This is a genomic window from Mesorhizobium sp. M2A.F.Ca.ET.043.05.1.1 (assembly GCF_003952445.1).
GTDB lineage: Bacteria > Pseudomonadota > Alphaproteobacteria > Rhizobiales > Rhizobiaceae > Mesorhizobium.
Genome location: NZ_CP034446.1, coordinates 4,115,699 through 4,139,014 on the forward strand (window position 1 = coordinate 4,115,699; position 23,316 = coordinate 4,139,014).

Annotated in this window: 20 protein-coding genes, 2 pseudogenes and 1 riboswitch; of the genes and pseudogenes, 8 read left to right on the plus strand and 14 right to left on the minus strand. The window is 63.4% G+C overall.

Annotation, left to right across the window (positions count from 1 at the left end; all coding sequences use genetic code 11):
• Positions 1-141 precede the first annotated feature (141 nt).
• The 3 genes from mmsA to araD1 all read left to right on the plus strand — a co-directional run bounded on the left by mmsA (position 142) and on the right by araD1 (position 4,163).
• A complete protein-coding gene (mmsA, locus tag EJ069_RS20035) occupies positions 142-1,677 on the plus strand; it encodes a multiple monosaccharide ABC transporter ATP-binding protein (RefSeq protein ID WP_126062780.1) in 1,536 nt (511 codons plus the stop codon).
• Positions 1,674-2,966 carry a multiple monosaccharide ABC transporter permease gene (gene mmsB, locus EJ069_RS20040; protein WP_040985858.1) on the plus strand — a complete coding sequence of 431 codons (1,293 nt, stop codon included), beginning with the start codon at positions 1,674-1,676 and terminating at the stop codon, positions 2,964-2,966. Before mmsA ends, mmsB begins: the two co-directional genes overlap by 4 nt.
• A gap of 201 nt (positions 2,967-3,167) precedes the next feature.
• Positions 3,168-4,163, plus strand: coding sequence for an AraD1 family protein (gene araD1 / locus EJ069_RS20045; protein WP_126062781.1), 996 nt, complete (start codon positions 3,168-3,170; stop codon positions 4,161-4,163).
• 282 nt (positions 4,164-4,445) lie between these two features.
• Here the strand turns inward: araD1 and EJ069_RS20050 are convergent, their stop codons facing one another.
• Positions 4,446-5,468: an IS110 family transposase gene (locus EJ069_RS20050; protein ID WP_126062782.1), complete on the minus strand. Its 1,023-nt coding sequence runs from the start codon at positions 5,466-5,468 to the stop codon at positions 4,446-4,448.
• A gap of 170 nt (positions 5,469-5,638) precedes the next feature.
• Positions 5,639-5,923 (minus strand): annotated as a pseudogene (locus tag EJ069_RS20055) (GIY-YIG nuclease family protein); the annotation flags it as partial.
• 201 nt (positions 5,924-6,124) lie between these two features.
• Between EJ069_RS20055 and EJ069_RS20060 the strand changes: the two are divergent.
• A pseudogene (locus EJ069_RS20060) lies at positions 6,125-7,154 on the plus strand (IS110 family transposase).
• Between the two features lie 314 nt (positions 7,155-7,468).
• Here EJ069_RS20060 and EJ069_RS20065 read toward each other — a convergent pair.
• On the minus strand, positions 7,469-8,563 hold the full coding sequence (locus EJ069_RS20065; protein ID WP_126062784.1) for a 2'-deoxycytidine 5'-triphosphate deaminase: 1,095 nt from the start codon (positions 8,561-8,563) through the stop codon (positions 7,469-7,471).
• A gap of 116 nt (positions 8,564-8,679) precedes the next feature.
• A riboswitch (SAM riboswitch) is annotated at positions 8,680-8,757 on the plus strand.
• Between the two features lie 56 nt (positions 8,758-8,813).
• Here EJ069_RS20065 and EJ069_RS20070 point away from each other — a divergent pair.
• Positions 8,814-10,004, plus strand: coding sequence for an O-succinylhomoserine sulfhydrylase (locus tag EJ069_RS20070; protein WP_126062785.1), 1,191 nt, complete (start codon positions 8,814-8,816; stop codon positions 10,002-10,004).
• Between the two features lie 35 nt (positions 10,005-10,039).
• Here EJ069_RS20070 and EJ069_RS20075 read toward each other — a convergent pair whose 3' ends face one another.
• Positions 10,040-11,182, minus strand: coding sequence for a ceramide glucosyltransferase (locus EJ069_RS20075; protein WP_126062786.1), 1,143 nt, complete (start codon positions 11,180-11,182; stop codon positions 10,040-10,042).
• A gap of 276 nt (positions 11,183-11,458) precedes the next feature.
• Between EJ069_RS20075 and apaG the strand changes: the two genes are divergently transcribed.
• Positions 11,459-11,851: a Co2+/Mg2+ efflux protein ApaG gene (gene apaG / locus EJ069_RS20080; RefSeq protein WP_042641259.1), complete on the plus strand. Its 393-nt coding sequence runs from the start codon at positions 11,459-11,461 to the stop codon at positions 11,849-11,851.
• 241 nt (positions 11,852-12,092) lie between these two features.
• Here the strand turns inward: apaG and EJ069_RS20085 are convergent, their stop codons facing one another.
• The 3 genes from EJ069_RS20085 to EJ069_RS20095 form a co-directional block, all read right to left on the minus strand.
• Positions 12,093-13,124 (minus strand): Hsp33 family molecular chaperone, encoded by a 1,032-nt coding sequence (locus tag EJ069_RS20085; RefSeq protein ID WP_126062787.1) that lies wholly within the window; start codon positions 13,122-13,124, stop codon positions 12,093-12,095.
• Between the two features lie 123 nt (positions 13,125-13,247).
• Positions 13,248-14,159 (minus strand): ornithine carbamoyltransferase, encoded by a 912-nt coding sequence (gene argF / locus EJ069_RS20090; protein ID WP_126062788.1) that lies wholly within the window; start codon positions 14,157-14,159, stop codon positions 13,248-13,250.
• Between the two features lie 16 nt (positions 14,160-14,175).
• A complete protein-coding gene (locus EJ069_RS20095) occupies positions 14,176-15,375 on the minus strand; it encodes an aspartate aminotransferase family protein (RefSeq protein ID WP_126062789.1) in 1,200 nt (399 codons plus the stop codon).
• A gap of 357 nt (positions 15,376-15,732) precedes the next feature.
• On the opposite strand from EJ069_RS20095, the gene EJ069_RS20100 reads away from it, so the two are divergent.
• Positions 15,733-16,251, plus strand: a complete 519-nt coding sequence (locus tag EJ069_RS20100; RefSeq protein ID WP_042641251.1) for a GcrA family cell cycle regulator — start codon at positions 15,733-15,735, stop codon at positions 16,249-16,251.
• A 142-nt stretch (positions 16,252-16,393) separates the two neighbouring features.
• On the opposite strand, the gene EJ069_RS20105 is transcribed toward EJ069_RS20100, so the two are convergent.
• The 3 genes from EJ069_RS20105 to EJ069_RS20115 all read right to left on the minus strand — a co-directional run bounded on the left by EJ069_RS20105 (position 16,394) and on the right by EJ069_RS20115 (position 19,581).
• A complete protein-coding gene (locus EJ069_RS20105) occupies positions 16,394-17,398 on the minus strand; it encodes a magnesium and cobalt transport protein CorA (RefSeq protein ID WP_126062790.1) in 1,005 nt (334 codons plus the stop codon).
• 86 nt (positions 17,399-17,484) lie between these two features.
• A complete protein-coding gene (gene phoU, locus EJ069_RS20110) occupies positions 17,485-18,207 on the minus strand; it encodes a phosphate signaling complex protein PhoU (RefSeq protein ID WP_126062791.1) in 723 nt (240 codons plus the stop codon).
• Between the two features lie 108 nt (positions 18,208-18,315).
• Positions 18,316-19,581 carry an ATP-binding protein gene (locus EJ069_RS20115; RefSeq protein WP_126062792.1) on the minus strand — a complete coding sequence of 422 codons (1,266 nt, stop codon included), beginning with the start codon at positions 19,579-19,581 and terminating at the stop codon, positions 18,316-18,318.
• Between the two features lie 201 nt (positions 19,582-19,782).
• Between EJ069_RS20115 and ppk2 the strand changes: the two genes are divergently transcribed.
• Entirely contained in the window at positions 19,783-20,688 is a 906-nt protein-coding gene (gene ppk2, locus EJ069_RS20120) for a polyphosphate kinase 2 (protein ID WP_126062793.1), read from the plus strand.
• Positions 20,689-20,755: 67 nt separating this feature from the next.
• On the opposite strand, the gene EJ069_RS20125 is transcribed toward ppk2, so the two are convergent.
• From EJ069_RS20125 to EJ069_RS20135, 4 genes are all read right to left on the minus strand, one after another.
• Complete coding sequence (locus EJ069_RS20125) at positions 20,756-21,505, minus strand: enoyl-CoA hydratase-related protein (protein WP_126062794.1); 750 nt, start codon at positions 21,503-21,505, stop codon at positions 20,756-20,758.
• 14 nt (positions 21,506-21,519) lie between these two features.
• Complete coding sequence (locus EJ069_RS33345; protein ID WP_245456212.1) at positions 21,520-21,870, minus strand: hypothetical protein; 351 nt, start codon at positions 21,868-21,870, stop codon at positions 21,520-21,522.
• Positions 21,858-22,157 carry an acyl-homoserine-lactone synthase gene (locus tag EJ069_RS33350; protein ID WP_245456214.1) on the minus strand — a complete coding sequence of 100 codons (300 nt, stop codon included), beginning with the start codon at positions 22,155-22,157 and terminating at the stop codon, positions 21,858-21,860. Before EJ069_RS33350 ends, EJ069_RS33345 begins: the two co-directional genes overlap by 13 nt.
• Before the next feature lie 275 nt (positions 22,158-22,432).
• The gene (locus EJ069_RS20135; protein WP_126064819.1) at positions 22,433-23,164 is read right to left on the minus strand and encodes a LuxR family transcriptional regulator; all 732 of its coding nucleotides are present in this window, start codon (positions 23,162-23,164) and stop codon (positions 22,433-22,435) included.
• Positions 23,165-23,316 lie beyond the last annotated feature (152 nt).

Sequence of the window (23,316 nt, forward strand, 5' to 3'; positions counted from 1 at the left end):
TCGTTCAGAAGCGACCCCGGTATTGTTTTTGCCGGCTTCTGCAGCGCAGCGCGCCGTCACGGTGCGAAGGCAGCCGCAGCATTTTGATTTCGCGCATGGCATTCTCCGATGATGGAAAGCGTGCGCCAAGGAGCAGACCCGATGGCCTCGACGATTTTGGAGATGCGCGACATCACCAAGACGTTCCCCGGCGTGAAGGCGTTGTCGAACGTCAATCTCAGCGTCGAGGAAGGTGAGATCCACGCCATCGTCGGCGAGAACGGCGCCGGCAAGTCGACGCTGATGAAGGTGCTGTCGGGCGTCTACCCATCCGGGACCTATGATGGCCAGATCATCTTTCGCGGCCAGGAATGCAATTTCAAGGGCATTCACGACAGCGAGCATATCGGCATCGTCATCATCCACCAGGAGCTCGCCCTGGTGCCGATGCTGTCGATCGCGGAAAACATCTTTCTCGGCAACGAGCACGCCAGCTATGGCGTCATCGACTGGGACGCCAACGAGACGCGCACGGCCGCCCTGCTCAAGAAAGTCGGGCTCAAGGAAGATCCCAAGACGCTGATCACCAATATCGGCGTCGGCAAGCAGCAGCTGGTCGAGATCGCCAAGGCGCTCAGCAAGGAAGTGAAGCTCCTGATCCTGGACGAGCCGACCGCATCGCTCTCAGAGAAGGACAGCCAGGCGCTGCTCGACCTCCTGCTCGAGTTCAAGCGCCAGGGCATGACCTCGATCCTGATCTCGCACAAGCTGAACGAGGTGAACCGCGTCGCCGACAAGGTCACGGTGATCCGAGACGGGCGCACCATCGAGACCTTGCCGAGGAAGGACATCTCGGAAGACCGCATCATCACCTCGATGGTCGGCCGCTCGCTCGACGACCGCTACCCGCCGCGCGAGCCGCAGATCGGCGACGTCATCTTCGAGGTGAGGGACTGGTCGGTCTACCACCCGATCCATCCCGAGCGGCAGGTGATCAAGAACGTCAGCCTCAATGTGCGCAAGGGCGAGGTGGTGGGCATTGCCGGGCTGATGGGCGCCGGCCGCACGGAATTCGCGATGAGCCTGTTCGGCCGCTCCTACGGCCGGCACATCACCGGCGAGGTGTCGCTGCACGGCAAACCGCTCGACCTCTCGTCGGTGAGCAAGGCGGTGGAGAACCGCATCGCCTATGTCACCGAGGACCGCAAGACCTACGGCCTCAACCTCATCGACCACATCAAGCACAATGTGACGCTGGCCAATCTTGGCGGCGTTTCCAGCCGCGGCGTCATCGACGACATGCGCGAGATGAGCGTCGCCAACGACTACCGCAAGAAGACCAACATCCGCGCCTCCAGCGTCTATCAGCTGACCGGCAACCTCTCGGGCGGCAACCAGCAGAAGGTGGTGCTGTCGAAATGGCTGTTCGCCGATCCGGAAGTCTTGATCCTCGACGAGCCGACCCGCGGCATTGACGTCGGCGCCAAGTACGAAATCTATACGATCATCGCCCGCCTCGCCGCCGAGGGCAAAGCGATCATCGTCATCTCGTCGGAAATGCCCGAATTGCTCGGCATCACCGACCGCATCTATGTGATGAACGAAGGGCGTATCGTCGGCGAAATGGCGGCAAGCGAAGCCAGCCAGGAAAAAATCATGCGCGCCATCGTTCGCGGAGAAGGAAAAAAAGCATCATGAGCACAGAGAGCGCTCCCGCACCGCAGAGCGGCACAGCCGAAGACGTCAAGCAGGGTCCGCGCATCGCCGTCTCGGCGCTGACGACGAACCTGCGCGAATACGGCCTGATCATCGCGCTGATCGTCATCATGCTGTTCTTCCAGTACACGACGTCGGGCACGCTGTTCAAACCGGTCAACCTTTCGAACCTGGTGCAGCAGAACTCGTTCATCATCGTGATGGCGCTGGGCATGCTCCTGGTGATCGTCGCCGGCTATATCGACCTCAGCGTGGGATCGGTCGCAGGCTTCATCGGCGCGCTTGCCGCGATGATGATGGTGATCTGGCCGCTCGGCATATTCTCGAATCCGCTGGTGGTCTCGATCGTCTGCCTGATCGTCGGCGCGCTGATCGGCGCGGCGCAAGGCTACTGGATCGCCTATCACAAGATACCGAGCTTCATCGTGACGCTGGCCGGCATGCTGATCTTCCGCGGCATCTGCCAGGCGCTGCTCGGCGGCGGCTCGTCGGTCGGCCCGCTGCCGGACAGCTTCAAGGCGCTGAGCTCGGGCTTCATCCCGGACGTGATCGGCCCGCTGACGCTGATCCCGCCGACGGTCAATGCCGCCGGCAAGACCATCGTCGGCAGCGGCTTGACGCTGCATATGACGACGATCGTGCTCGGCCTGATCGCGGTGCTCGCCTACGCCTATTTCGGCTTCAGGACGAGGCGCAAGCGCGAGCGTCACGGCTATGAGGCGGAGCCGTTCCCGCTATTCGTCATCAAGACTCTGGTCGGCAGCGCTCTGGCGCTGTTCCTGGTGTTCCAGTTCGCCAGCTACAGGGGCCTGCCGGTCGTGCTCCTGGTGATGGGTGTGCTCATCTCGTTGTTCGTCTTCGTCACCAAGCGCATGACCATCGGCCGCCGCATCTACGCCATGGGCGGCAACGCCAAGGCTGCGCAGCTCTCGGGCATCAACACCGAAAGGCTGACGCTGCTGGTCTTCATCAACATGGGCGTGCTGTCGGCGCTCGGCGGCCTGATCATCGCAGCGCGCCTCGGCCAGGCCGTGCCGGCCGCGGGCCTCGGCAGCGAGCTCGACGTCATCGCGGCCGTCTTCATCGGCGGCGCCTCGGCAATGGGCGGCGTCGGCCAGGTGATCGGCGCCGTGGTCGGCGGCTTCATCATGGGCGTGATGAACAACGGCATGTCGATCATGGGCGTCAATGTCGACTGGCAGCAGGTGGTCAAGGGCCTGGTGCTGCTCGGCGCCGTCATCTTCGACGTCTACAACAAGAACAAGGCTTAAGGGCCGGAACGAAGTTCAGGAGGCATACGGGTTTCAGATCGCGACGCTGCCGGCAAACCCGTCGGCACCAAGAAGTCCACACAAGGACCGAGCTCGCGAACGCAATCCGGACGAAGAGTTTCAACCGCGGCGGGGATCGCTCCACGCCGCGCCGGGTAAGGCTTGCCCGCGGGCGGCCGCTAAATGAGAGAGGATTCGAACATGCTGATCTCCCAGATCCTCGACGACGCCGAGACGATCCGCGTCGTCGCCCGCAACGGCGGCGGCAAGACCAGGGTCATCAATGGCGCGCGCAGTGTCTATTCGCTGGCGATGGAGGCCGCGCGCACCGGCATCGGCCTCGAAGTGCTGATCGAGCGCAAGGGCTATGGCGAGACGGTCGATCTCGATGCCGCCTACAAGAGGGGCAGGCTGGTCTCGCCGATCAACCATCCCGATCCCGCGCATCTGCATCTCACCGGCACCGGGCTGACGCATCTCGGCTCCGCGGCGACTCGCGATTCCATGCACAAGAAGCTCAACGAGAGCGGCGAGGAGGAGCTCACCGATTCCATGAAGATGTTCCGCATGGGGCTCGCAGGCGGCAAGCCGGCCAAGGGCCAGGTCGGCGTGCAGCCGGAATGGTTCTACAAGGGCAACGGCACGATGGCGGTGGCGCCCGGCGCGCCGCTGATGTCGCCAGCCTTCGCGCAGGACGGCGGCGAGGAGCCCGAGATCGCCGGCATCTATGTCATCGGCGATGATGGCGCGCCGTTCCGGGTCGGCTTCACGCTGTCGAACGAGTTCTCCGATCATGTCACCGAGCGGGTGAACTATCTGTTCCTCGCTCATTCCAAGCTGCGCAATGCCTCGTTCGGCCCCGAGATCCTGATCGGCGACCTGCCGGCCGACATCCGCGGCGCATCGCGCATCTGGCGCGACGGCAAGCTTTTGTGGGAAAAGCCGTTCCTGTCGGGCGAAGCGAACATGTCGCACACCATCGCCAATCTCGAGCACCACCACTTCAAATATTCGGCCTTCCGCCAGCCCGGCGACGTGCATGTGCATATGTTCGGCACCGCGACGCTCTCCTTCGCCGACGGCATCAAGACCGAGGCCGGCGACACGTTCGAGATCGAGGCGCCGGATTTCGGCCTGCCGCTGCGCAATCCGCTGGAGATCGAAAAGCCGGTGAAGGTGGCGGTGAAGGCGCTGTAGGACAGGGCGTGTTTCGCAGCATGCCTTCGTCATGTATGGACGGCCCCTCTTGGGCAAGAGGCAAAATGACGACGACGGCGTAAGTCTGGAGCGGTCATGTATTCGGCCTTTAGTGCGGTCGATTTCGATGACCGCTGACCAACAAGGGTTACGCGGATCGGTTCCAATCATTCTAGCGCGCTTGGTGTCGCGATGACGATGGCGGATTTTCCCGACCCAGGTCCTGACCATTTTGCCGTGCTGCCTTTTTGCTCCTTACGCTGTTAAGGGCCTCGATTGCGGCTAGGCCACAGCCGGTGCCCTGTATTGTTGTCCCGATTGCAGCATTGCCCAGATGATGCGGGCGGTCTTGGCCGCCTGCGCCACGACGGCGACCTTGACCGGCCGCCTGGCCAGCAGGCCGCGTATCCAGGGCGAGCCTCTGTCGGGCTTGGCCCTGACCTGACGCAGCCAGGAACTGGCGCCGAGAATGAGCAACCTGCGCAGGTCCTTGTCGCCGGCACGGCTTATATGGCCTGTCGGCCTGTGCTTGCCGCCGGTGTCATGGGTCTTGCGGGTCAGGCCCAGCCAGGCTGCGAAGTCCCTGGCCGAGGCGAACTGGCGACCGTCGCCGATGGCTGCGACGGTCGCATGCGCGATGATCGGGCCGACGCTCGGGATCGTCGTCAGCCGCAAAGCTGCCCGCTGCTGCCTGACCTGAGCCAGGATCTGCTTGTCCAGCTTGCCGATCTCGCCATCCAGCGCCCGCCATTGCCCGGCCAGCGGCACCAGGCAGATCAACAGCGCCGCTGGGATGGCTTCATCGGCCGCCTCGACGCGCCGCAGCAGGGTCTCGATGCCCGCCGCCCCTTTGGCACTTGTCTGTCCCATCTCATAGAGCAGGCCACGCATGGCGTTGGCCAGTTGCGTGCGCTGGCGCACCAGAAGGTCGCGTGTGCGGTGCAGCGCCCGGGCCCATTGCTGCTCGACCGACTTGATCGGCACGAAGCGCATGTCGGGCCGGCTCACCGCCTCGCAACAGCCGTGCGCGTCGCGGGCATCGTTCTTGTTGCGCTGAACATAGGGCTTCACATAGGCCGGTGGCATCAGCTTGACGTCATGGCCGAGCGCGCTGAGCGTGCGGGCCCAATGATGAGCCGAGCCGCAGGCCTCCATGCCGATCAGCGCCGGCGGCTGCGCGGCGAAGAACTTCTCCACCTGCGCGCGGCGCAGCTGCCGCTGCACCACCACGCGCCCGGCAGCATCCACGCCGTGCACCTGAAACACATTCTTGGCCAAATCGATTCCAAATCTGATAGCTTGCATGACGGACGGTCTCCTTCCGCTGGAGTTAATCACAGCCCAGTTTGGCACATTCGATGCCGCAAGGGGCCGTCCACCCATCATTCTAGGGCGGAGCAAGGAGCGAAGCGACGCGCGCAGACCCTAGAATCCATGCCGTTACGCACGAGCGCTGCCGCGGTGCAGAACGCCCACCACCCAATTCCGCGAAACAGCTCGAACCACTCTGGATTGGTTTTTTCGATGAGTTCGATTTTCCATTGGCGTGGCCAACGCTTCAATGACGTCTCACGCTGGATGGCGTCGGCGATGTCGAAATACTCCTCGTACCAGACGAGACGCTGCACGCCGTAACGGCTGGTGAAGCTGGAGCCTTGGCCGGTCTTGTGCTCTGGCATCCGGCGAGCAAGATCGCTGGTGACACCGATATAAATCGTGCCGCCTTTCTGGCTTGCGGTCATGTAGACGTAGCCGGTCATGTGGTGATCTTAGCTGGTGCAGTTGTCGGCAGCTATTCTGGACGGCTGCATTCTACGGCCAATGTCACGGCATGGATTCTAGGGTCTGCGCGCGTCGCTTCGCTCCTTGCTCCGCCCTAGAATGATGGGTGGACGGCCCCTTGCGGCATCGAATGTGCCAAACTGGGCTGTGATCAACCCCAGAGGAGGAGACCGTCCGTCATGCAAGCTATCAGATTTGGAATCGATTTGGCCAAGAATGTGTTTCAGGTGCACGGCGTGGATGCTGCCGGGCGCGTGGTGGTGCAGCGGCAGCTGCGCCGCGCGCAGGTGGAGAAGTTCTTCGCCGCGCAGCCGCCGGCGCTGATCGGCATGGAGGCCTGCGGCTCGGCTCATCATTGGGCCCGCACGCTCAGCGCGCTCGGCCATGACGTCAAGCTGATGCCACCGGCCTATGTGAAGCCCTATGTTCCGCGCAACAAGAACGATGCCCGCTGCCCGCGACGCGCACGGCTGTTGCGAGGCGGTGAGCCGGCCCGACATGCGCTTCGTGCCGATCAAGTCGGTCGAGCAGCAATGGGCCCGGGCGCTGCACCGCACACGCGACCTTCTGGTGCGCCAGCGCACGCAACTGGCCAACGCCATGCGTGGCCTGCTCTATGAGATGGGACAGACAAGTGCCAAAGGGGCGGCGGGCATCGAGACCCTGCTGCGGCGCGTCGAGGCGGCCGATGAAGCCATCCCAGCGGCGCTGTTGATCTGCCTGGTGCCGCTGGCCGGGCAATGGCGGGCGCTCGATGGCGAGATCGGCAAGCTGGACAAGCAGATCCTGGCTCAGGTCAGGCAGCAGCGGGCAGCTTTGCGGCTGACGACGATCCCGAGCGTCGGCCCGATCATCGCGCATGCGACCGTCGCAGCCATCGGCGACGGTCGCCAGTTCGCCTCGGCCAGGGACTTCGCAGCCTGGCTGGGTCTGACCCGCAAGACCCATGACACCGGCGGCAAGCACAGGCCGACAGGCCATATAAGCCGTGCCGGCGACAAGGACCTGCGCAGGTTGCTCATTCTCGGCGCCAGTTCCTGGCTGCGTCAGGTCAGGGCCAAGCCCGACAGAGGCTCGCCCTGGATACGCGGCCTGCTGGCCAGGCGGCCGGTCAAGGTCGCCGTCGTGGCGCAGGCGGCCAAGACCGCCCGCATCATCTGGGCAATGCTGCAATCGGGACAACAATACAGGGCACCGGCTGTGGCCTAGCCGCAATCGAGGTCCCTTAACAGCGTAAGGAGCAAAAAGGCAGCACGGCAAAATGGTCAGGACCTGGGTCGGGAAAATCCGCCATCGTCATCGCGACACCAAGCGCGCTAGAATGATTGGAACCGATCCGCGTAACCCTTGTTGGTCAGCGGTCATCGAAATCGACCGCACTAAAGGCCGAATACATGACCGCTCCAGACTTACGCCGTCGTCGTCATTTTGCCTCTTGCCCAAGAGGGCCGTCCATACATGACGAAGGGATGGATGGCGTCCGTTTGCGCCCTCTGTCCTGCCGGACATCTCTCCCTTGGACCTCAGCGCGCGGCCCTGAAATGCTTGGAAAGCTTCAGGCCCTGCGCCTGATAGTTCGAGCCGAGATCGGTGCCGTAGAGCGCCTGCGGACGCTTCAGCATGTGCTCGTAGACGAGGCGGCCAACGATCTGGCCGTGATCGAGGATGAAAGGCACTTCGTGGCTGCGCACTTCGAGCACGGCGCGGCTGCCGCTGCCGCCGGCGGCGGAGTGGCCGAAGCCCGGATCGAAGAAGCCGGCATAGTGGACGCGGAACTCGCCGACCAGCGGGTCGAAGGGCGTCATCTCGGCGGCGTAGAGCGGCGGCACGTGCACCGCCTCGCGGCTGACCAGGATATAGAATTCGTCAGGGTCGAGCACGATCTCGCCGGCGCCGCTCTTATAGATCGGCTCCCAGAAATCGACGACATCCTGCGCGGCGCGCTTGTCGACGTCGACCAGGCCGGTGTGGTGCTTGCCGCGGTAGCCGACAAGCCCGTCCTTGTCGCCGTCGAGGTCGATGGAGAGCGCGATGCCGCCGCCGGAAATGTTGGGTGGCTCAGTGGCGACCAGCATCTCGGCGCGGTGAAGGTCGCGCAGCTCGCTCTCCGAAAGCACGGCATTGCCGATGCGGAAACGGATCTGCGACAGGCGCGAGCCGGCGCGCACGACGATCGGGAAGGTGCGCGGGCTGACTTCGAGATAGAGCGGCCCGTGATAGCCGGCGGCGATCTTGTCGAACTCATGGCCGCGATCGGTCATGACCCGCGTGAAGATGTCGAGGCGGCCGGTCGAACTCTTCGGATTGGCCGAGGCCGAAACCTCGGTCGGCAATGCCAGGCTTTCCAGCAAAGGCACGATATAGACGCAGCCGGTTTCCAGCACCGCGCCGCCGGTGAGGTCTATCTCGTGCAGCTTCAGCCGTTCGAGCTTGTCGGAGACCAGATGATCGGGCCCCGGCAGGAAGGAGGCGCGCACGCGATAGGCCTTGTCGCCGAGCCTGAGATCGAGGCTGGCCGGCTGGATCTGGTTGGTGTCCAGCGCGCGCGGCGACTTAAGCGCGTTCGCCTTGAACAGCGCCGCGATGTCCTGATCCGGAAGAATGCCTGTCTGCCGCAAAGGCTGGCTCCGTTCACAAGGCCGGGCGAGGACCTAAGCAGGCTCTTGCCGTCCGGCTGGTACAAACCTCTTAATGAAGCCGGCAATTGACGCAAGCGCGGCGCTCATTTAAAGGGTCGTTATCCCGTGGTGATTTGGCCGGTCGGCTTGCAGCCACGTTAAACAAGTCGCTAAAGGACCGTCGAGCCGCAAGGCTATATGGACCGGTTGCGACTTCGCGGCCGGTTTTTTTGTGTCTGGAAGCAGGGCTATGAGCACCAAGAAGCGCAACTGGAAACCTCAAACGGCACTCGTGCATGGCGGAACGCTGCGTTCCCAGTACGGCGAGACCGCAGAGGCGATGTATCTCACCCAAGGCTATGTCTACGAGACGGCGCAGGCGGCGGAGGCCCGCTTCAAGGGCGAGGAGCCGGGCTTCATCTATTCGCGCTACGCCAACCCGACCGTCGACATGTTCGAAAAGCGCATGTGCGCGCTGGAAGGCGCCGAGGATGCCCGCGCCACCGCCTCCGGCATGGCCGCAGTTTCCGCTGCCCTGCTCTGCAGCGTGAAAGCCGGCGACCACATCGTTGCGGCGCGCGCGCTGTTCGGTTCCTGTCGGTGGGTGGTGGAGACGCTGGCGCCGCGTTACGGCATCCAGGCGACGCTTATCGACGGCACCGACATCGCCAATTGGGAAAAGGCGGTCAGGCCGAACACCAAGCTGTTCTTCCTGGAAAGCCCGACCAATCCGACGCTGGAGGTGGTCGACATCGCCGCTGTCGCCAAGCTCGCCAATTCGATCGGCGCGCGCGTGATCGTCGACAATGTCTTCGCCACGCCGCTGCAGCAGAAGCCGCTGCAGCTCGGCGCTCACATCGTCGTCTATTCGGCGACCAAGCACATAGACGGCCAGGGCCGCTGTCTCGGCGGCGTCATCCTGTCGGACAAGAAATGGATCGACGAGAACCTGCACGACTATTTCCGCCACACCGGCCCCAGCCTCTCGCCCTTCAACGCCTGGACGCTGCTCAAGGGGCTGGAGACGCTGCCGCTTCGCGTGCGCCAGCAGACCGAAAGCGCCGGCAGGATCGCCGATTTCCTGGCCGGACGGCCGGAGATCGCGCGCGTCATCTATCCAGGCCGCGCCGACCATCCGCAGGCCGATATCGTCAGGAAGCAGATGTCGGGCGGCTCGACATTGATCTGCCTTGACGTCAAGGGCGGCAAGCAGGCGGCCTTCGCCTTCCAGAACGCGCTCGACATCGTGCTGATCTCGAACAACCTCGGCGACGCCAAGAGCCTGATCACCCATCCGGCGACGACGACGCACAAGAACCTGAGCGACGAGGCACGTGCCGAGCTCGGCATCGGTCCCGGCACGCTCAGGCTCTCGGTCGGCCTGGAGGACACCGACGATCTGCTGGAGGACGTCGAGCAGGCGCTGAAGGCGGCAAAATAAGCCGGAAAATACCGTGGGAGATCGCCTCAGACGGTTCAGGCGATCTCCTCGAGTTCTGTCAGCTCGCGGGTGCGGATGGTCATCGCATTGCCGCGCCATTCGACGGCGCCGCCGAACCAGGCGCGCGCCCAGATGGCGGGCAGCATGGCATCACGCATGATCATCGCCGTGACGCTGCGCGGCGACAGGTACCAGCCCTTGGCCAAGGCCAGCAGGCATTCCGGCAGGTAGGCGATCGCCAGCACGCACAAAGCCGTGGTGGGCAGGCTGACGCCGGCGCTTGCCGCGGCAATCAGCGCCAGCAGCAGCGGCACCGCCGCGCCGGTCAGAATCTCGGGCGCGAAGAACAGCGGGAACGTCACCCGCCGCAGCCGCGCCCAGCGCGTCTGTCGCGACCATATCTCGGCGAAGCTGCGCTGGCCGAGCGGCTGCTCGAAGGGCGAGGCGACGAGGTTGACGCGCAGGCCCAGGCTGTTGACCAGCTTGGTGGCGGCCGCGTCCTCGGCGATCTCGGCGGCCAAGGCCTGGATGCCGCCATTGGCGTCCAGCATCGGCTTGTTCCACAGCATGCTCTTGCCCTGGGCGAAGCCGAGGCCGAGCGCCTCGCCGGCATATTGCCAGCGCGCCTGCAGCGTGTTGAGGAAGGCGCATTCGACTTCGGCCCAAAAGCCGTCCGGCCGCGAACCGATCGGCGTCGAGCAGACGAGGCCGGTATCCGGGCGCCATGCCGCCATCAGTTGCTGGACATAGTCCCTCGGCATCATCACGTTGGAATCGGCGAGGACGACCCAATCGTGCCGCGCCGCCTGCCAGCCCTTGACGCAGTTGTTGAGCTTGGGATTGGCGCTGATATGGTCGTCGCCGATCAACAACCGCGCCGGAAGCTTCGGGTGGCGCGCGATCGCCGCATCGATGAGCCTCACCACCGGGTCCTCGGCATGCGCGACGCAGAAGATCAGCTCATAGCGCGGCCAGTCGAGCGAGAAGGCGCGCTGAAGGGTCTCCTGCGTGAACGGCTCGACGCCGCGCGAAGGAACGATGATCGAGACCGGCTGCGCGCCGACGGGCGGCGCAATGACATGTCTTCGTTTCAGCCGCGACGCGGCTAGCAGGATGCTGGCGAGGTTCGAGAGAAGAAGGGCTGACGAAGCCAGGCCGGCTGCGGTAGTCAGTTCCATCGAGATCTGGTCACCCTATCTCTTTGTTTTCACGCAATTCCGGACGGAAAACCGCTCACACTTTTCCTGGAATTGCTCTTGGCCGCATGCGGCTGTTTCATCAGTCACAGAGCGCCCGAGTCGCCCGGCACGGTTTGTGCACACCAACATTGTCATGTGTCACTTAAATGACATTGTTTTTCGCCACGTGCGCTACAAGGCTGGCAGAATGGTCGGCGCTGCGCGTCCAACAGGGAAGCGCGACGAAATGTTCCGCCGTGGCAACCGGAGTGGCCCATGTATCGCGCAGTGACGCGCAACATCGAAGTGCTGGTCAGACCCTTCTATCTGGAGGACAGATCCGATCCGTCGGAGAACCGCTATGTCTGGGGCTATCAGGTGACAATCGACAACCGCTCCGACGATTTCGTGCAGCTTCTGTCGCGCTACTGGCACATCACCGACGGCCAGGGCCGTGTCGAGGAGGTGCGCGGCGCCGGCGTCGTCGGCGACCAGCCGGAGCTCAATCCCGGCGACAGCTATCAATACACGTCAGGCTGCCCGCTCTCGACACCGTCGGGCATCATGGTCGGCCACTACACGATGCGCAACGGCCGCGGCGAGACGTTCGACATCGCCATTCCGGCGTTTTCGCTCGACATGCCGGGGACAAGGCGGACGGTGAATTAGAGAACTTGGGTTCCTCACCCCCGCAAAGCTGGGGAGAGGTGTCCCGGCGAAGCCGGGACGGAGAGGGGGACGACCTACGCGAGGCCAAATCTCCGCGGAGGGATTGGCGCGGGAGCGAACACGAGATATGCGCTCAGGCGTCTTTGGACAGCGGGTTACCAGCTATGCCAAAGACCCCTCTCCGTCCCGGCTTCGCCGGGCCACCTCTCCCCACTTCGTGGGGCGAGGAACCGGAGCTTTCTTACTCCACCGCGAACTCTGCCGGGTCGAAGTCGTATTGCGTCGAGCAGAACTCGCAGGCGACGTGGATGCCGCCCTCCTCGGTCGAGTCCTTGATCTCCTCAGCCGAGAAGCCTTGGAGGATGCCGTGGATCTTCTCGCGCGAGCAGGAGCACTGGTCGTCGACGGGCACGCTGCGGAAGACGCGCACGCCGTGCTCGTGGAACAGCCGGTAGAGCAGCCGCTCGGCGCCGACCGTGGGGTCGATCAGCTCGGTCGGCTCGATGGTGCCGAGCAGCGCCAGCAATTCCTGCCAGGAATTGTCGGCCGGGTGGTCCGTCAGCTCGCGGTCGTCGCCGTCGCCGCCCGAAATATCGGGAATGCGCATGCGCTCCGGCGCCTGAGGCAGGAACTGCGCCAGGATGCCGCCGGCCCGCCACTGCTCGCGCGCGCCGGCCGGGCCGGGCGTGACCAGCTTGGCGACCGACATCTTAATATCGGTCGGGATCTGCTCCGACTGGCGGAAATAGGTGCGCGCGGCGTCCTCCAGCGAGGTGCCGTCGAGCTGGACGATGCCCTGGTAGCGCTGCGTGTGCGCGCCCTGGTCGATGGTCAAAGCCAACACGCCGTTGCCGAGCAGAGCCTGCTGCGAGGTCTCGCCGGCGTCGGTCAGCGCCTGCAGCCGGTCGGCGTCGAAGCGAGCATAGGCACGCAAGGCCTGCGGCGTGGTGAAATCGGCCACCAGCATGTCGACCGGCCCATCGGTGCGGGTCTGCAGGATGAACTTGCCTTCGAATTTAAGCGATGTGCCGAGCAGCACGGTGAGCACGCAGGCTTCCGCCAGCAGGCGGGCGACGGGCTCGGGATAATTGTGGCGGCTCAAAATAGCGTCGAGCATCGGCCCGAGCTGCACGGTGCGGCCGCGCACATCGAGCGGCGCGACCTCGTAAGGCACGACGTGGTCGTCGCCGGCGAAGCCGAATTCACCGAGTTGGGGTTTATGCTCAGCCAAGGTCTGGGTTTCCAACATGACAAAACTCCGGGGCGCAGCCATGCAACCCGATGAGCCGCATGCGTCGAAGCGCGTTCAATTTACGTGATGGCCCGCAAATAGGCATCACCTGTCCCCAGATCAAGTTGACCCCAATCTGGCCGGAAGCGGTCAGGTCCGCCCTTCTCAAGCGCCCAGGCACCAGGCCAGCACCGCCTTCTGGGCGTGCAGCCGGTTCTCGGCCTCATCGAAGACCACCGAATGCGGCCCGTCGATCACCTCGTCGGTGACCTCTTCGCCGCGATGCGCCGGCAGGCAGTGCATGAACAACGCATCGGGCTTGGCCTTGGCCATAAGCGCCGCGTTGACCTGATAGGGCAGGAAGACGTTGTGGCCGCGAGCGCGGTGCTCCTGGCCCATCGAGACCCAGCTGTCGGTGACGACGCAATCGGCCTGGTCGACGGCTTCCTCGGCGGATTTGGCAAACCGGACCTTGCCGCCATTGGCTTTCGACCAATCGACATATTTCTCGAAAGGCTCGCTGCCTTCCGGCACCGCGACATTCAAGTTGAAACGGAACCGGGCCGAGGCTTCGAGCAGCGAGTGCAGCACATTGTTGCCGTCGCCGGTCCAGGCAAAGGTCTTGCCGGCCACCGGGCCGCGATGCTCCTCGAAGGTCATGATGTCGGCCATGAGCTGGCAGGGATGCGTATCGTTGGTCAGCCCGTTGATGACCGGAACCGTGGCGTTCTCGGTGAGCTCGATCAGCCGGTCGTGCGAGGTGGTGCGGATCATGATGGCGTCGACATAGCGCGACAGCACTTTCGCCGTGTCGGCGATTGTCTCCGAGCGTCCGAGCTGCATCTCGGTGCCGGTCAGCATGATCGTCTCGCCGCCGAGCTGGCGCATGCCGACATCGAAGGACACGCGCGTGCGCGTCGACGGCTTGTCGAAGATCATGGCCAGCACCTTGCCGTCGAGCGGTTTTGAGCGCTCACCCGCCTTGAGCCTGGTCTTTCGCGCGATCGCGTCGTCCAGCATGATGCGCAGGTCGCCCGCCGAAACGGCGGATAGATCGGTGAAGTGGCGGACGCTCATCGGCAGGTTCCAGAACTTATTTCGCGGCTTCGGCCGCTATCGCGTCGGTCAGGCCCTTGGCGCCGCCGCGGATGCGCTTCAGCGCCTCGCCGATCTCCTCGTCGGTGACGGTGAGCGGCGGCAGGAGGCGAATCACGTTGTCGCCCGCCGGCACGGCAAGCAGGTGCTGGTCGCGCAGCGCCATGTTCACCTTGGTGTTGGGCATGGCGCATTTCAGGCCGAGCATCAGGCCGGTTCCCCTGATGCCTTCGATGACCTCGGGAAATTCGTCCGCGACCGCCGCAAGGCCCTGCTTCAGGAGCAGCGCCTTGCGCTGCACGTCCTCGAGGAAGCCGTCGGCCAGCACCACGTCGAGCACGGCGTTGCCGACCGCCATCGCTAGCGGATTGCCGCCGAAGGTGGTGCCGTGCACGCCGGCGGTCATGCCGGTCGCCGCCTCGTCCGTGGCGAGGCAGGCGCCCAACGGGAAGCCGCCGCCGATGCCCTTGGCGATCGCCATCAGGTCGGGCGTGACGCCGGCCCATTCATGCGCGAACAGCTTGCCGGTGCGGCCGATGCCGCACTGGACCTCGTCGAAGATCAGAAGCAGGCCGTGCTGGTCGCAGAGCTGCCGCAGCCGTTTCAAGGACTGCGTCGGCACCGGGCGTATGCCGCCCTCGCCCTGCACGGGCTCGATCAGGATGGCCGCGGTCTCCGCCGTGATCGCCTTTTCCGCGGCATCGATGTCGTCGAATGCAACCTGGTCGAAGCCTTCGACCTTGGGCCCGAAGCCCTCGAGATATTTGTACTGGCCGCCGGCGGCGATCGTCGCCAGCGTGCGGCCGTGGAAGGCGCCTTCGAAGGTGATGATGCGAAAACGCTCGGGATGGCCCTTGACGAACTGATAGCGCCTGGCCGTCTTGATGGCGCATTCCAGCGCCTCGGCGCCCGAATTGGTGAAGAACACCTTGTCGGCAAAGGTGGCATCGACCAGCCGCTCGCCCAGCCGGCGCTGTTCCGGGATCTCGTAGAGATTGGAGACGTGCCAGAGCTTGGCGGCCTGTTCGGTGAGCGCCGCGACCAAATGCGGATGGCTGTGGCCCAGCGAATTCACCGCGATGCCGCCCGCGAAGTCGAGATATCGCTCGCCCTTGTCGGTGACCAGCCAGGTCCCCTCCCCACGGTCGAAAGCCAGGGGTGCGCGGGCAAAGGTCTCGTAAAGCGCCGAACCGCTCATTATATGCGTCTCCGGAACCGGAAATCAAAAAAGCCGCCAATGCGGCGGCCTTTGCGGCTTATCATGTTTTTCGGCCATGAAGTCAACGAAAACGTCACGCAGAAGCGCGTGGCAAGCCCCGATGCCACGCCGGCCCATCAGTGGTCAGGCAAGTTGGGGAAAACCGTAAAAACCGAATCAGTGTTGCCTTTGGGACTCTTGTCACCGAGTCAGCGCATAAGGTAATTGTAGTCGAGAAATAACTATATTTCGTGCGGCGGACCTAAATCACCCGGTACATGTGGTGTCGTTTGCCCGGCGAGAGCCGGCTCGGGAGAGGATTCTGGCTGCCGCACGCATTAGCAGGAGCGCGGTCTCATGAACTGGACTGACGAGCGGGTAGAACTTCTCAGGAAATTGTGGTCGGAGGGCCTGAGCGCAAGCCAGATTGCCGCACAACTTGGCGGAGTGAGCCGCAATGCCGTCATCGGCAAGGTGCATCGCCTGAAGCTGTCGGGCCGCGGCCGCGCGACGGCTGCCCCGGCGCGCCAGAAGAAGGCGACGCAAGGCGCCTCGATGCAGAAGTCGGTGGCCCGCGCCGCGAGCCCGGCGCGCCATGTGACCGCCACCATCGGCGCCACCGCGCTGCAGGTGCAGTTCGACGCCGAGCCGGTCGCGCGCCACTACATCCGCCCGGTCGAGAACGTGGTGGTGCCGATCTCGCGCAATCTGCAGCTCGTCGAGCTGACCGAACGCACCTGCAAGTGGCCGAATGGCGACCCGCTCTCGGAAGACTTCAGCTTCTGCGGCAACGACGCCGCCGAGACGGGGCCGTATTGCAAGTATCATTCCCGGGTTGCGTTCCAGCCGGCGGCGGAGCGGCGCCGCGCTCGCTGAATAGCGAATAGCGAATAGCGAATAGCGAATAGCGAATAGCGAATAGCGAATAGCGAATAGAACGGCTTGGCTTCTGTGACAGGGAGCAAGCCGTTTTTTGTTATTCCCTATTCGCTACTCCCTATTGGCTATTCGCTTCCGCTCACAGCCACCCATTCTTCTTGAACCGCCAATACAGGAACGCACAGATCGCGGCCATCACCAGCAGGATGACGGGATAGCCATATTCCATCTTCAGCTCCGGCATGTCGGTGAAGTTCATGCCGTAGATGCCGGCGAAGGCGGTGGGCACCGCCAGGATGGCGGCCCATGAGGCGAGCTTCTTCGAGATCGCGGTTTCCTGACTCTGTCCGACGAGAAGGCTGGCTTCGAAAGCGAAGGCCAGAACCTCGCGCAGGGAGTCGATCTTTTCCTGCACGGTCCGGATGTGGTCGGTCACATCGCGAAACAGCGGATGCATGGCGGCATGGATCTGCGGCAGGTCGGCGCTGGTCAGCCGGCGGCAGACCTCGACCAGCGGCAAGGCCGCATTGCGCAGCCGCAGGAGATCGCGGCGCAGCATGTAGAGGCGCTCGATATCGGAACCAGTCATCGGCTTCAGAAGCACCTTGTCCTCGATCGCCTCGACCTCGTCCTCGATCTGCTCCAGCACCGGCATGTAATTGTCGACGATGAAATCTAGGATGGCGTAGAGGACGAAATCCTCACCCTTGGCCAGTGAATGCGGGCAGGTTTCCCAGTGCTGGCGCACGGCGGCGTAGGAGGTCGACGGGCCATGCCGGACGCTGACGATGTAGCCGGTGCCGACGAACAGATGCGTCTCGCCGAAGGTGACGCGGCCGTCGATCAATTGCGCGGTGCGGGCGACGATGAAGAGGGCATCGCCATATTGCTCGATCTTCGGGCGCTGATGCGGATGCTCGGCATCCTCGATCGCCAAATCGTGCAGGTGGAATTGCGCCTGCACCCTGAGCAGAAGGTTGCGGTCGGGCTCGAGCAGGCCGATCCAGACGACATGGCCGGGTTTGGCCGCCCATTCGCCGGCCTGTTCGATCGCGATGTCGGCGACGCGCTTGCCGCCCAAATAGACGCTTGACGCTATGATGCCCGACGTTGGGGCCGGGGCCAGGTTTCGAACTTGTTCCATCGCAAACCTCCCGAGACTGCGACTGACAATTCGTCGTGCCTGGAAGAGCTTAGCCTAATTTAGGAAGCCGTTCGAGAGGCGCCCGTTCACTTAGCCGGCACCGCGCCGGGCAACACGACCTTGTCGGTCTTGTCGCCCTTCGGCCGGTCGGCGGGCATCTGGTCGCCGGTGACGATATAGTAAATGGTCTCGGCGATGTTGGTCGCATGGTCGCCGATGCGCTCGATATTCTTGGCGCAGAACAGAAGATGCGTGCAGGGCGTGATGTTGCGCGGATCTTCCATCATGTAGGTCAAAAGCTCGCGGAACAGCGAGGTATACATGGCGTCGATCTGGTCGTCCCGATCGCGCACGAAGCCGATCCTCTCGACCGAGCGCGAGGCGTAGACGTCAAGCACTTCCTTGAGCTGCGTCAGCGCCAGGTTGGCAAGCGCTTCCAGACCGCGGAAAAGGCTGTTCGGCTGGCGCCCGTCGACCGAGGCGACGCGCTTGGCGACGTTCTTGCCAAGATCGCCGACCCGCTCGATATCGGCCGAGATGCGGATCGCGCCAACGATCTCACGCAAATCCGTCGCCATCGGCTGGCGCCTGGCGATGATGATGATGGCCTTGTCGTCGATCTCGCGCTGTCCCTCGTCGAGGACGATGTCGTCCTGGATGACCTTCTGGGCAAGGCCATGGTCGACATTGACGAGGGCCGCGACAGCCTGTTCGACCATGCGCTCGGCATGGCCGCCCATCGCCGCGATGCGCTTGGACAGGAATTTCAGCTCTTCGTCATAGGCACTGACTGTATGCACGGACTGCATCGATATGCCTTCCCGGTTTGTGCCGGCTGGTGCGTTCCCTCAATCTGTCGCTGATACGCGAACCGCATGACAGAAAGAAGAAAATCTCGGTTGGCAACCGGTACACGATCAGCGAGCCGGCAAATGAACCGTGAACGCCGCACCCTTGCCGACTTCCGACTTGATCGACAATCTTGCGTTATGACGGCTCAATATATGCTTGACGATCGAAAGGCCAAGCCCGGTGCCTTTCTGGGTGCGGCTGTTTTCGACATCGATGCGGTAGAAGCGTTCGGTTATGCGCGGGATATGTTCTTCTGCGATGCCCGGACCGTAGTCTCTTATGGTGACGTCGATGCCTGGGTCCTGACCGTCCTCGACGCGTGCCATGGATACGGTCACGCGTCCGCCTGACTGGCCATATTTGCAGGCATTCTCCAGGAGATTCTCGAAAACCTGGAAGAGTTCGTCGCGGTCGCCGGGGACGGAAACCGGACCATCGATGAAGTTCCGCTCGATGACGATGCCGTTCTCGCTGGCCAGCGGCCCTAGCGAATCGATGACGCTGTCGATCGTCTGGCGAAGATCGACCGCCGTGCCCGGCCTCAGATAAGGTTTCATCTCCAGTCGCGAGAGCGAGAGCAGATCGTCGATCAGGCGGGCCATGCGTCCCGTTTGGTTCTGCATGATCTGCAGGAACTGGTCGCGCGCCGCCGGATCGTTGCGGGCCGGACCGCGCAGCGTCTCGATGAAGCCGGCGATCGAGGCGAGCGGCGTGCGCAATTCATGACTGGCATTGGCGATGAAGTCGGCCCGCATGCGGTCGATGCGGCGCGTCTCGCTCTGATCCTTGAACACCAGCACATAAAGGCCTGTGGCATGGCCGACCGTTGACGCGCTGACCCTGTATGTCCGCTCCACCGGCAGCTTTTCGGTGTAATCGACCGCATCGGCGGCGACCTCGCCCGACAGGACGCCGTCCAGCAGCGCCTGCATTTCCGGCGCGCGAAACTTCAACGCCAGAGACATGCCCGGCGCCAGGCCGCCGAAGGCGGCGAAGGCGGCGGCGTTGGCGTGAACCATCGCGGCGGAATGGTCGAAAATGATCAGCGGATCGGCGACCGCAGCCGCCAGATACTCGCCGGAGAGCCGCTGCAGTCCGCTGGCCTCGATCGCCGCGCCTGTATCGGTCGACCGGCGCTCGGCGTCAGCGGGCAGCATCGCCGCGGCGGCCAACAGGGCCAAAGCCGGCACCAGCACGTAGATTGAAGCGCCGGCGAAAGAATAGACGGCGATGACCGCGAGCACGCCCGCGGCAAGCAGCCAGCGGTTGCGCCGAAGCCGCGCCGCCAAGGCTTGCCCCCTGCTGTCCTGCCCCGCGCCGGTCTCTGCCATAGGCCCGTGCTACCCCGCATCCCGCCGACCGGTCAGCGGCTCGCTGGACCGGCCCGGCGCATGGGCTTCTTGAAAATCGGGATCGATTTTCGCGAAGGTTCATGCGCAAAATCAAAGTGCTACGGCGTGCATGCGTCCGGAGGGGCGCCACGCTGCACAGGCTCCATAGCATGAGTCCGCAAACTGGAAAGGTTCGTCCGGATGAAAAAGGCCAAGGAAACGGCTGAAGCGGTGCCAGCCACGGCGCCGATCAAGATCAAGATCGGCGGCAAGGAGCGCGAGTTCGACGTCGACAATCCGATGCTCCCTGACTGGATCGTGGACAACAAGCTCACCGCCGGCGGCTATCCGTACGACAAGAAGATGAAGGACGAGGACTACGAAAAGGAGCTCGAAGGGCTGCAGATCGAACTGGTCAAGGCGCAAGCGTGGCTGCAGGCGACCGGCAAGCGGGTGATGGCCCTGTTCGAGGGCAGAGACGCGGCCGGCAAGGGCGGCACGATCTTCGTGCTGCGGCAGTACATGAACCCGCGCACTGCCCGCAATGTCGCGCTGCCCAAGCCGACGTCGACGGAGGCCGGGCAATGGTATTACCAGCGCTATGTCGACCATTTCCCGACGTCAGGGGAATTCGTCACCTTCGACCGCTCCTGGTACAATCGCGCCGGTGTCGAGCCGGTCATGGGGTTCTGCACGCCGGAGCAGCAGGAGAAATTCCTCGACGAGACGCCGCATTTCGAGCGGATGATCTGCAACGAAGGCATCCACTTCTTCAAATTCTGGCTGAACATCGGCCGCGAAACGCAGCTGGAACGGTTCCATGACCGCCGCTGGTCGCCGCTGAAGAACTGGAAGTTCTCGCCGATGGACATCGCCGGCATCAGCAAATGGGACGACTATACCAAGGCGCGCGACAAGATGATCAAGCGCACGCACAAGGAGTTCTCGCCCTGGATCATCGTGCGCGCCAACGACAAGCGCCGCGCCCGGCTTGCGGTGATCCAGCGTATCCTTCTGTCGCTGCCCTATGACGGCCGCGACCTCGGTGTCATCGGCAAGCCCGACAAGAAGATCATCGGCGAAGGGCCCGCCTTTCTGAAAGACTAAATCAATTCCGTAAGTTACAGCGCCGCGCGGCTTCGACTCGCGGCGCTGAGACTTTCATGCCGGCCGCTCAGGCGGCCAGGCGGGCGATCCGCTGCAGCCGCTTCAGCGTGGTGTCATCCTGAAGCGCCTGCTGGAACAGCGTGATCTCGTGGTCGATACGATCGCACAATACCGCCGTATCGCCCTTGAGAAGGCTCCGCGTCTGCAGCAATGCCGCCACCGGCTTCTTGGCGAGCTGTTTCGCCCTAGCCAGCGTCGCTTCCTCGGCGCTGCCTTGCGTCACGATCTCGCCGACAAGGCCGAGGGCCTTGGCGTCCTCGACGCCGAGCGTGTCACCCAGGCAGAAGAAGCGGAAGGCGCCTGCATAGCCGAGCTTCTGGGGCGCCAGGATGCTGGTCGCCGCGTCCGGCACCAGGCCGAAATCGACGAACGGCACCCTGAAGGTGCTGCTCCTGGACGCGATCACCATGTCGCAATGGAACAGGATGGTGCAGCCGACGCCGACGGCATCGCCGTCGACACAGGCAAGCACCGGCTTGGGGAAGGTCGCCAGCATGCGGAACATGTCGGTGACGGCGGCGATCAGTTCCCGGTGCTTGGTGGCGTCGAGGAACTCAGAAAAATCGCCGCCAAGGCAGAAGCATCCGGCAAGGCCGCGCAGCATGACGACGCGGACCTCGTCATTGACGGCCGCCTCGTGGAAGGTCCTGGCAAGGCTCGCATAGGCATGCCGATCTAGCACCGGCCGACCGTCATGCGAGGATACTGTGACGACCAGCGTATGGCCGCGCAGTTCCGGTTCGGGATGGAAGCTCATGACCACCTCCCCGCTCACGACGCCTGCTTCAGGCCGAGCAGGCCCGGATAACCCCGGTTCAGCACCGGCAGGAAGTGATTGCGGCGGGCTCGCACGACCTCGAGCGTGTGCTCGGTGAAGGTGAGCAGGGTCGCGACGACCTGCTGGTTGCCATAGGTGCGCTGGTAGCCCAGCGGCTTTGCCAGGAAGTGCAGTTGCAGGGCTCTCAGCACCCACATCGGCTCGAACTCGATGATGACCTGGTTGACGTTGCGCTTCAGACCCCATTCGACGAAGCCGGCGATCAGTTCGGTGCCGACCGTCGAGACGCCGCGCTTGCCGTCACGAAAACCCGGAGCCACCGCGTAGCGGGTCAGTTCCCACACATTCGGTCCCGAGGGGACTGCCCCTCGCAGAGATCGGACAGCACGTCCGTCAGAAGATGCGGCCGCGTCGTCGGCAGCATGCGCTGGTAACCGGCCAGTTCGCCGTTGCGGATCACAAGGTGGTGTTCGGCCTCGTCATGGTCGAACTGATCTATCTCGAGCTGGTCGGGACGGTCGAGATCGGTCCATCCCATCTCCTCGACGAAGATCTTGTAGCGCAGGCGATGCACGGCCTCCCAAAGGTCGGGGCGTTCCATCAATTCCTGAGTGGTAAGGGCAAAAAGCATTAGCCGTCTCCTGGGCTTAAGAGGATGATACGGCCGGGCTTTCCCCAAAATATTACGCGAACGCGTAGGCAAGAATTCTAGGCCAGCACGGCCGATCCGGCTAATATAGCCACGCCTAATCGCCTCCGCGACAGCCCGCACACGGTTGGCGGTGCCCAGTTTGATTTGGCGTTAAGAAATCATTAGCCCTCTCCCAAGAGGGAGATTCGGCTGCGCTTTTCTGGAAATATCACGTGATCGCGTAGGCTGAAATTTTCCAGCTCGGCACGGCCGACCTAGCTAATATAGCCACGCCTAATCGCTTCCGCGACTGCCTGCACCCGATTGGCTGCGCCGAGTTTGCTCTTGGCGTTGAGAAGATGTTTCTCGGAAGTATGTTCCGAGATGCCTAAAATTTGAGATATCTCCCATTCGGACTTGCCAACGGCCGCCCATTGCAGGCATTCCCGCTCACGTGCCGTCAATTCTATATGATCGACGACGCTGTCGGCCTTGGTGTGCAGTTGCATGGCGCGGCCGATCGCATAGGTCGACGCCAGCGAGACCATTCCGAATTCCTGGTCCGACAGTTCAACGGATTCACCGCCCAGCGAGACCATGACGATCTGGCCGTCGAGCGTCACCAACGGAAACGCAAGACCATCGCGCAGCTTGAACTGGCGCGCGTCGCCCATGACCTCGTCGCTGCTCTTGTCGATTACGGCGTTCTTGGACGCGTCCCGCCATTGGAACGGCGCCTGAAGCTGCTTCATGTGACTGACGACCGGATCGTGGTCGACATAGTTGCGCGCCACGTAGCGCTCCAGCCATTCGCCGGGCCAATCGCAAAGCATCACATGCTGTTTCTGCCGGCCGCGTGGCGTGCCAGGTTGCGGCACGGTTCCCGCCATCAGGGCGGTCAGGCCGAAATTCGAAGTGACGCCCAGCAGCCTCTCGCAAACCGCCGCCGCGGTGCCAGCATTCTGCAACTGGTCAATATATTCCAGAGTTCTGTCAAACAGGCCCATCGCAACATCTACCCCATGTTGCTTCTGCTTTTTCATTGCCGATAGTAGACGCTCGAACACCCCTTCGCCATCAACCACGGGTCGCAATGATCTCCGCAAAGCCGGTAGCTTCCCCCTTCCGGCGCGCAGGGTCGTTTGCAACGGGTTGAACC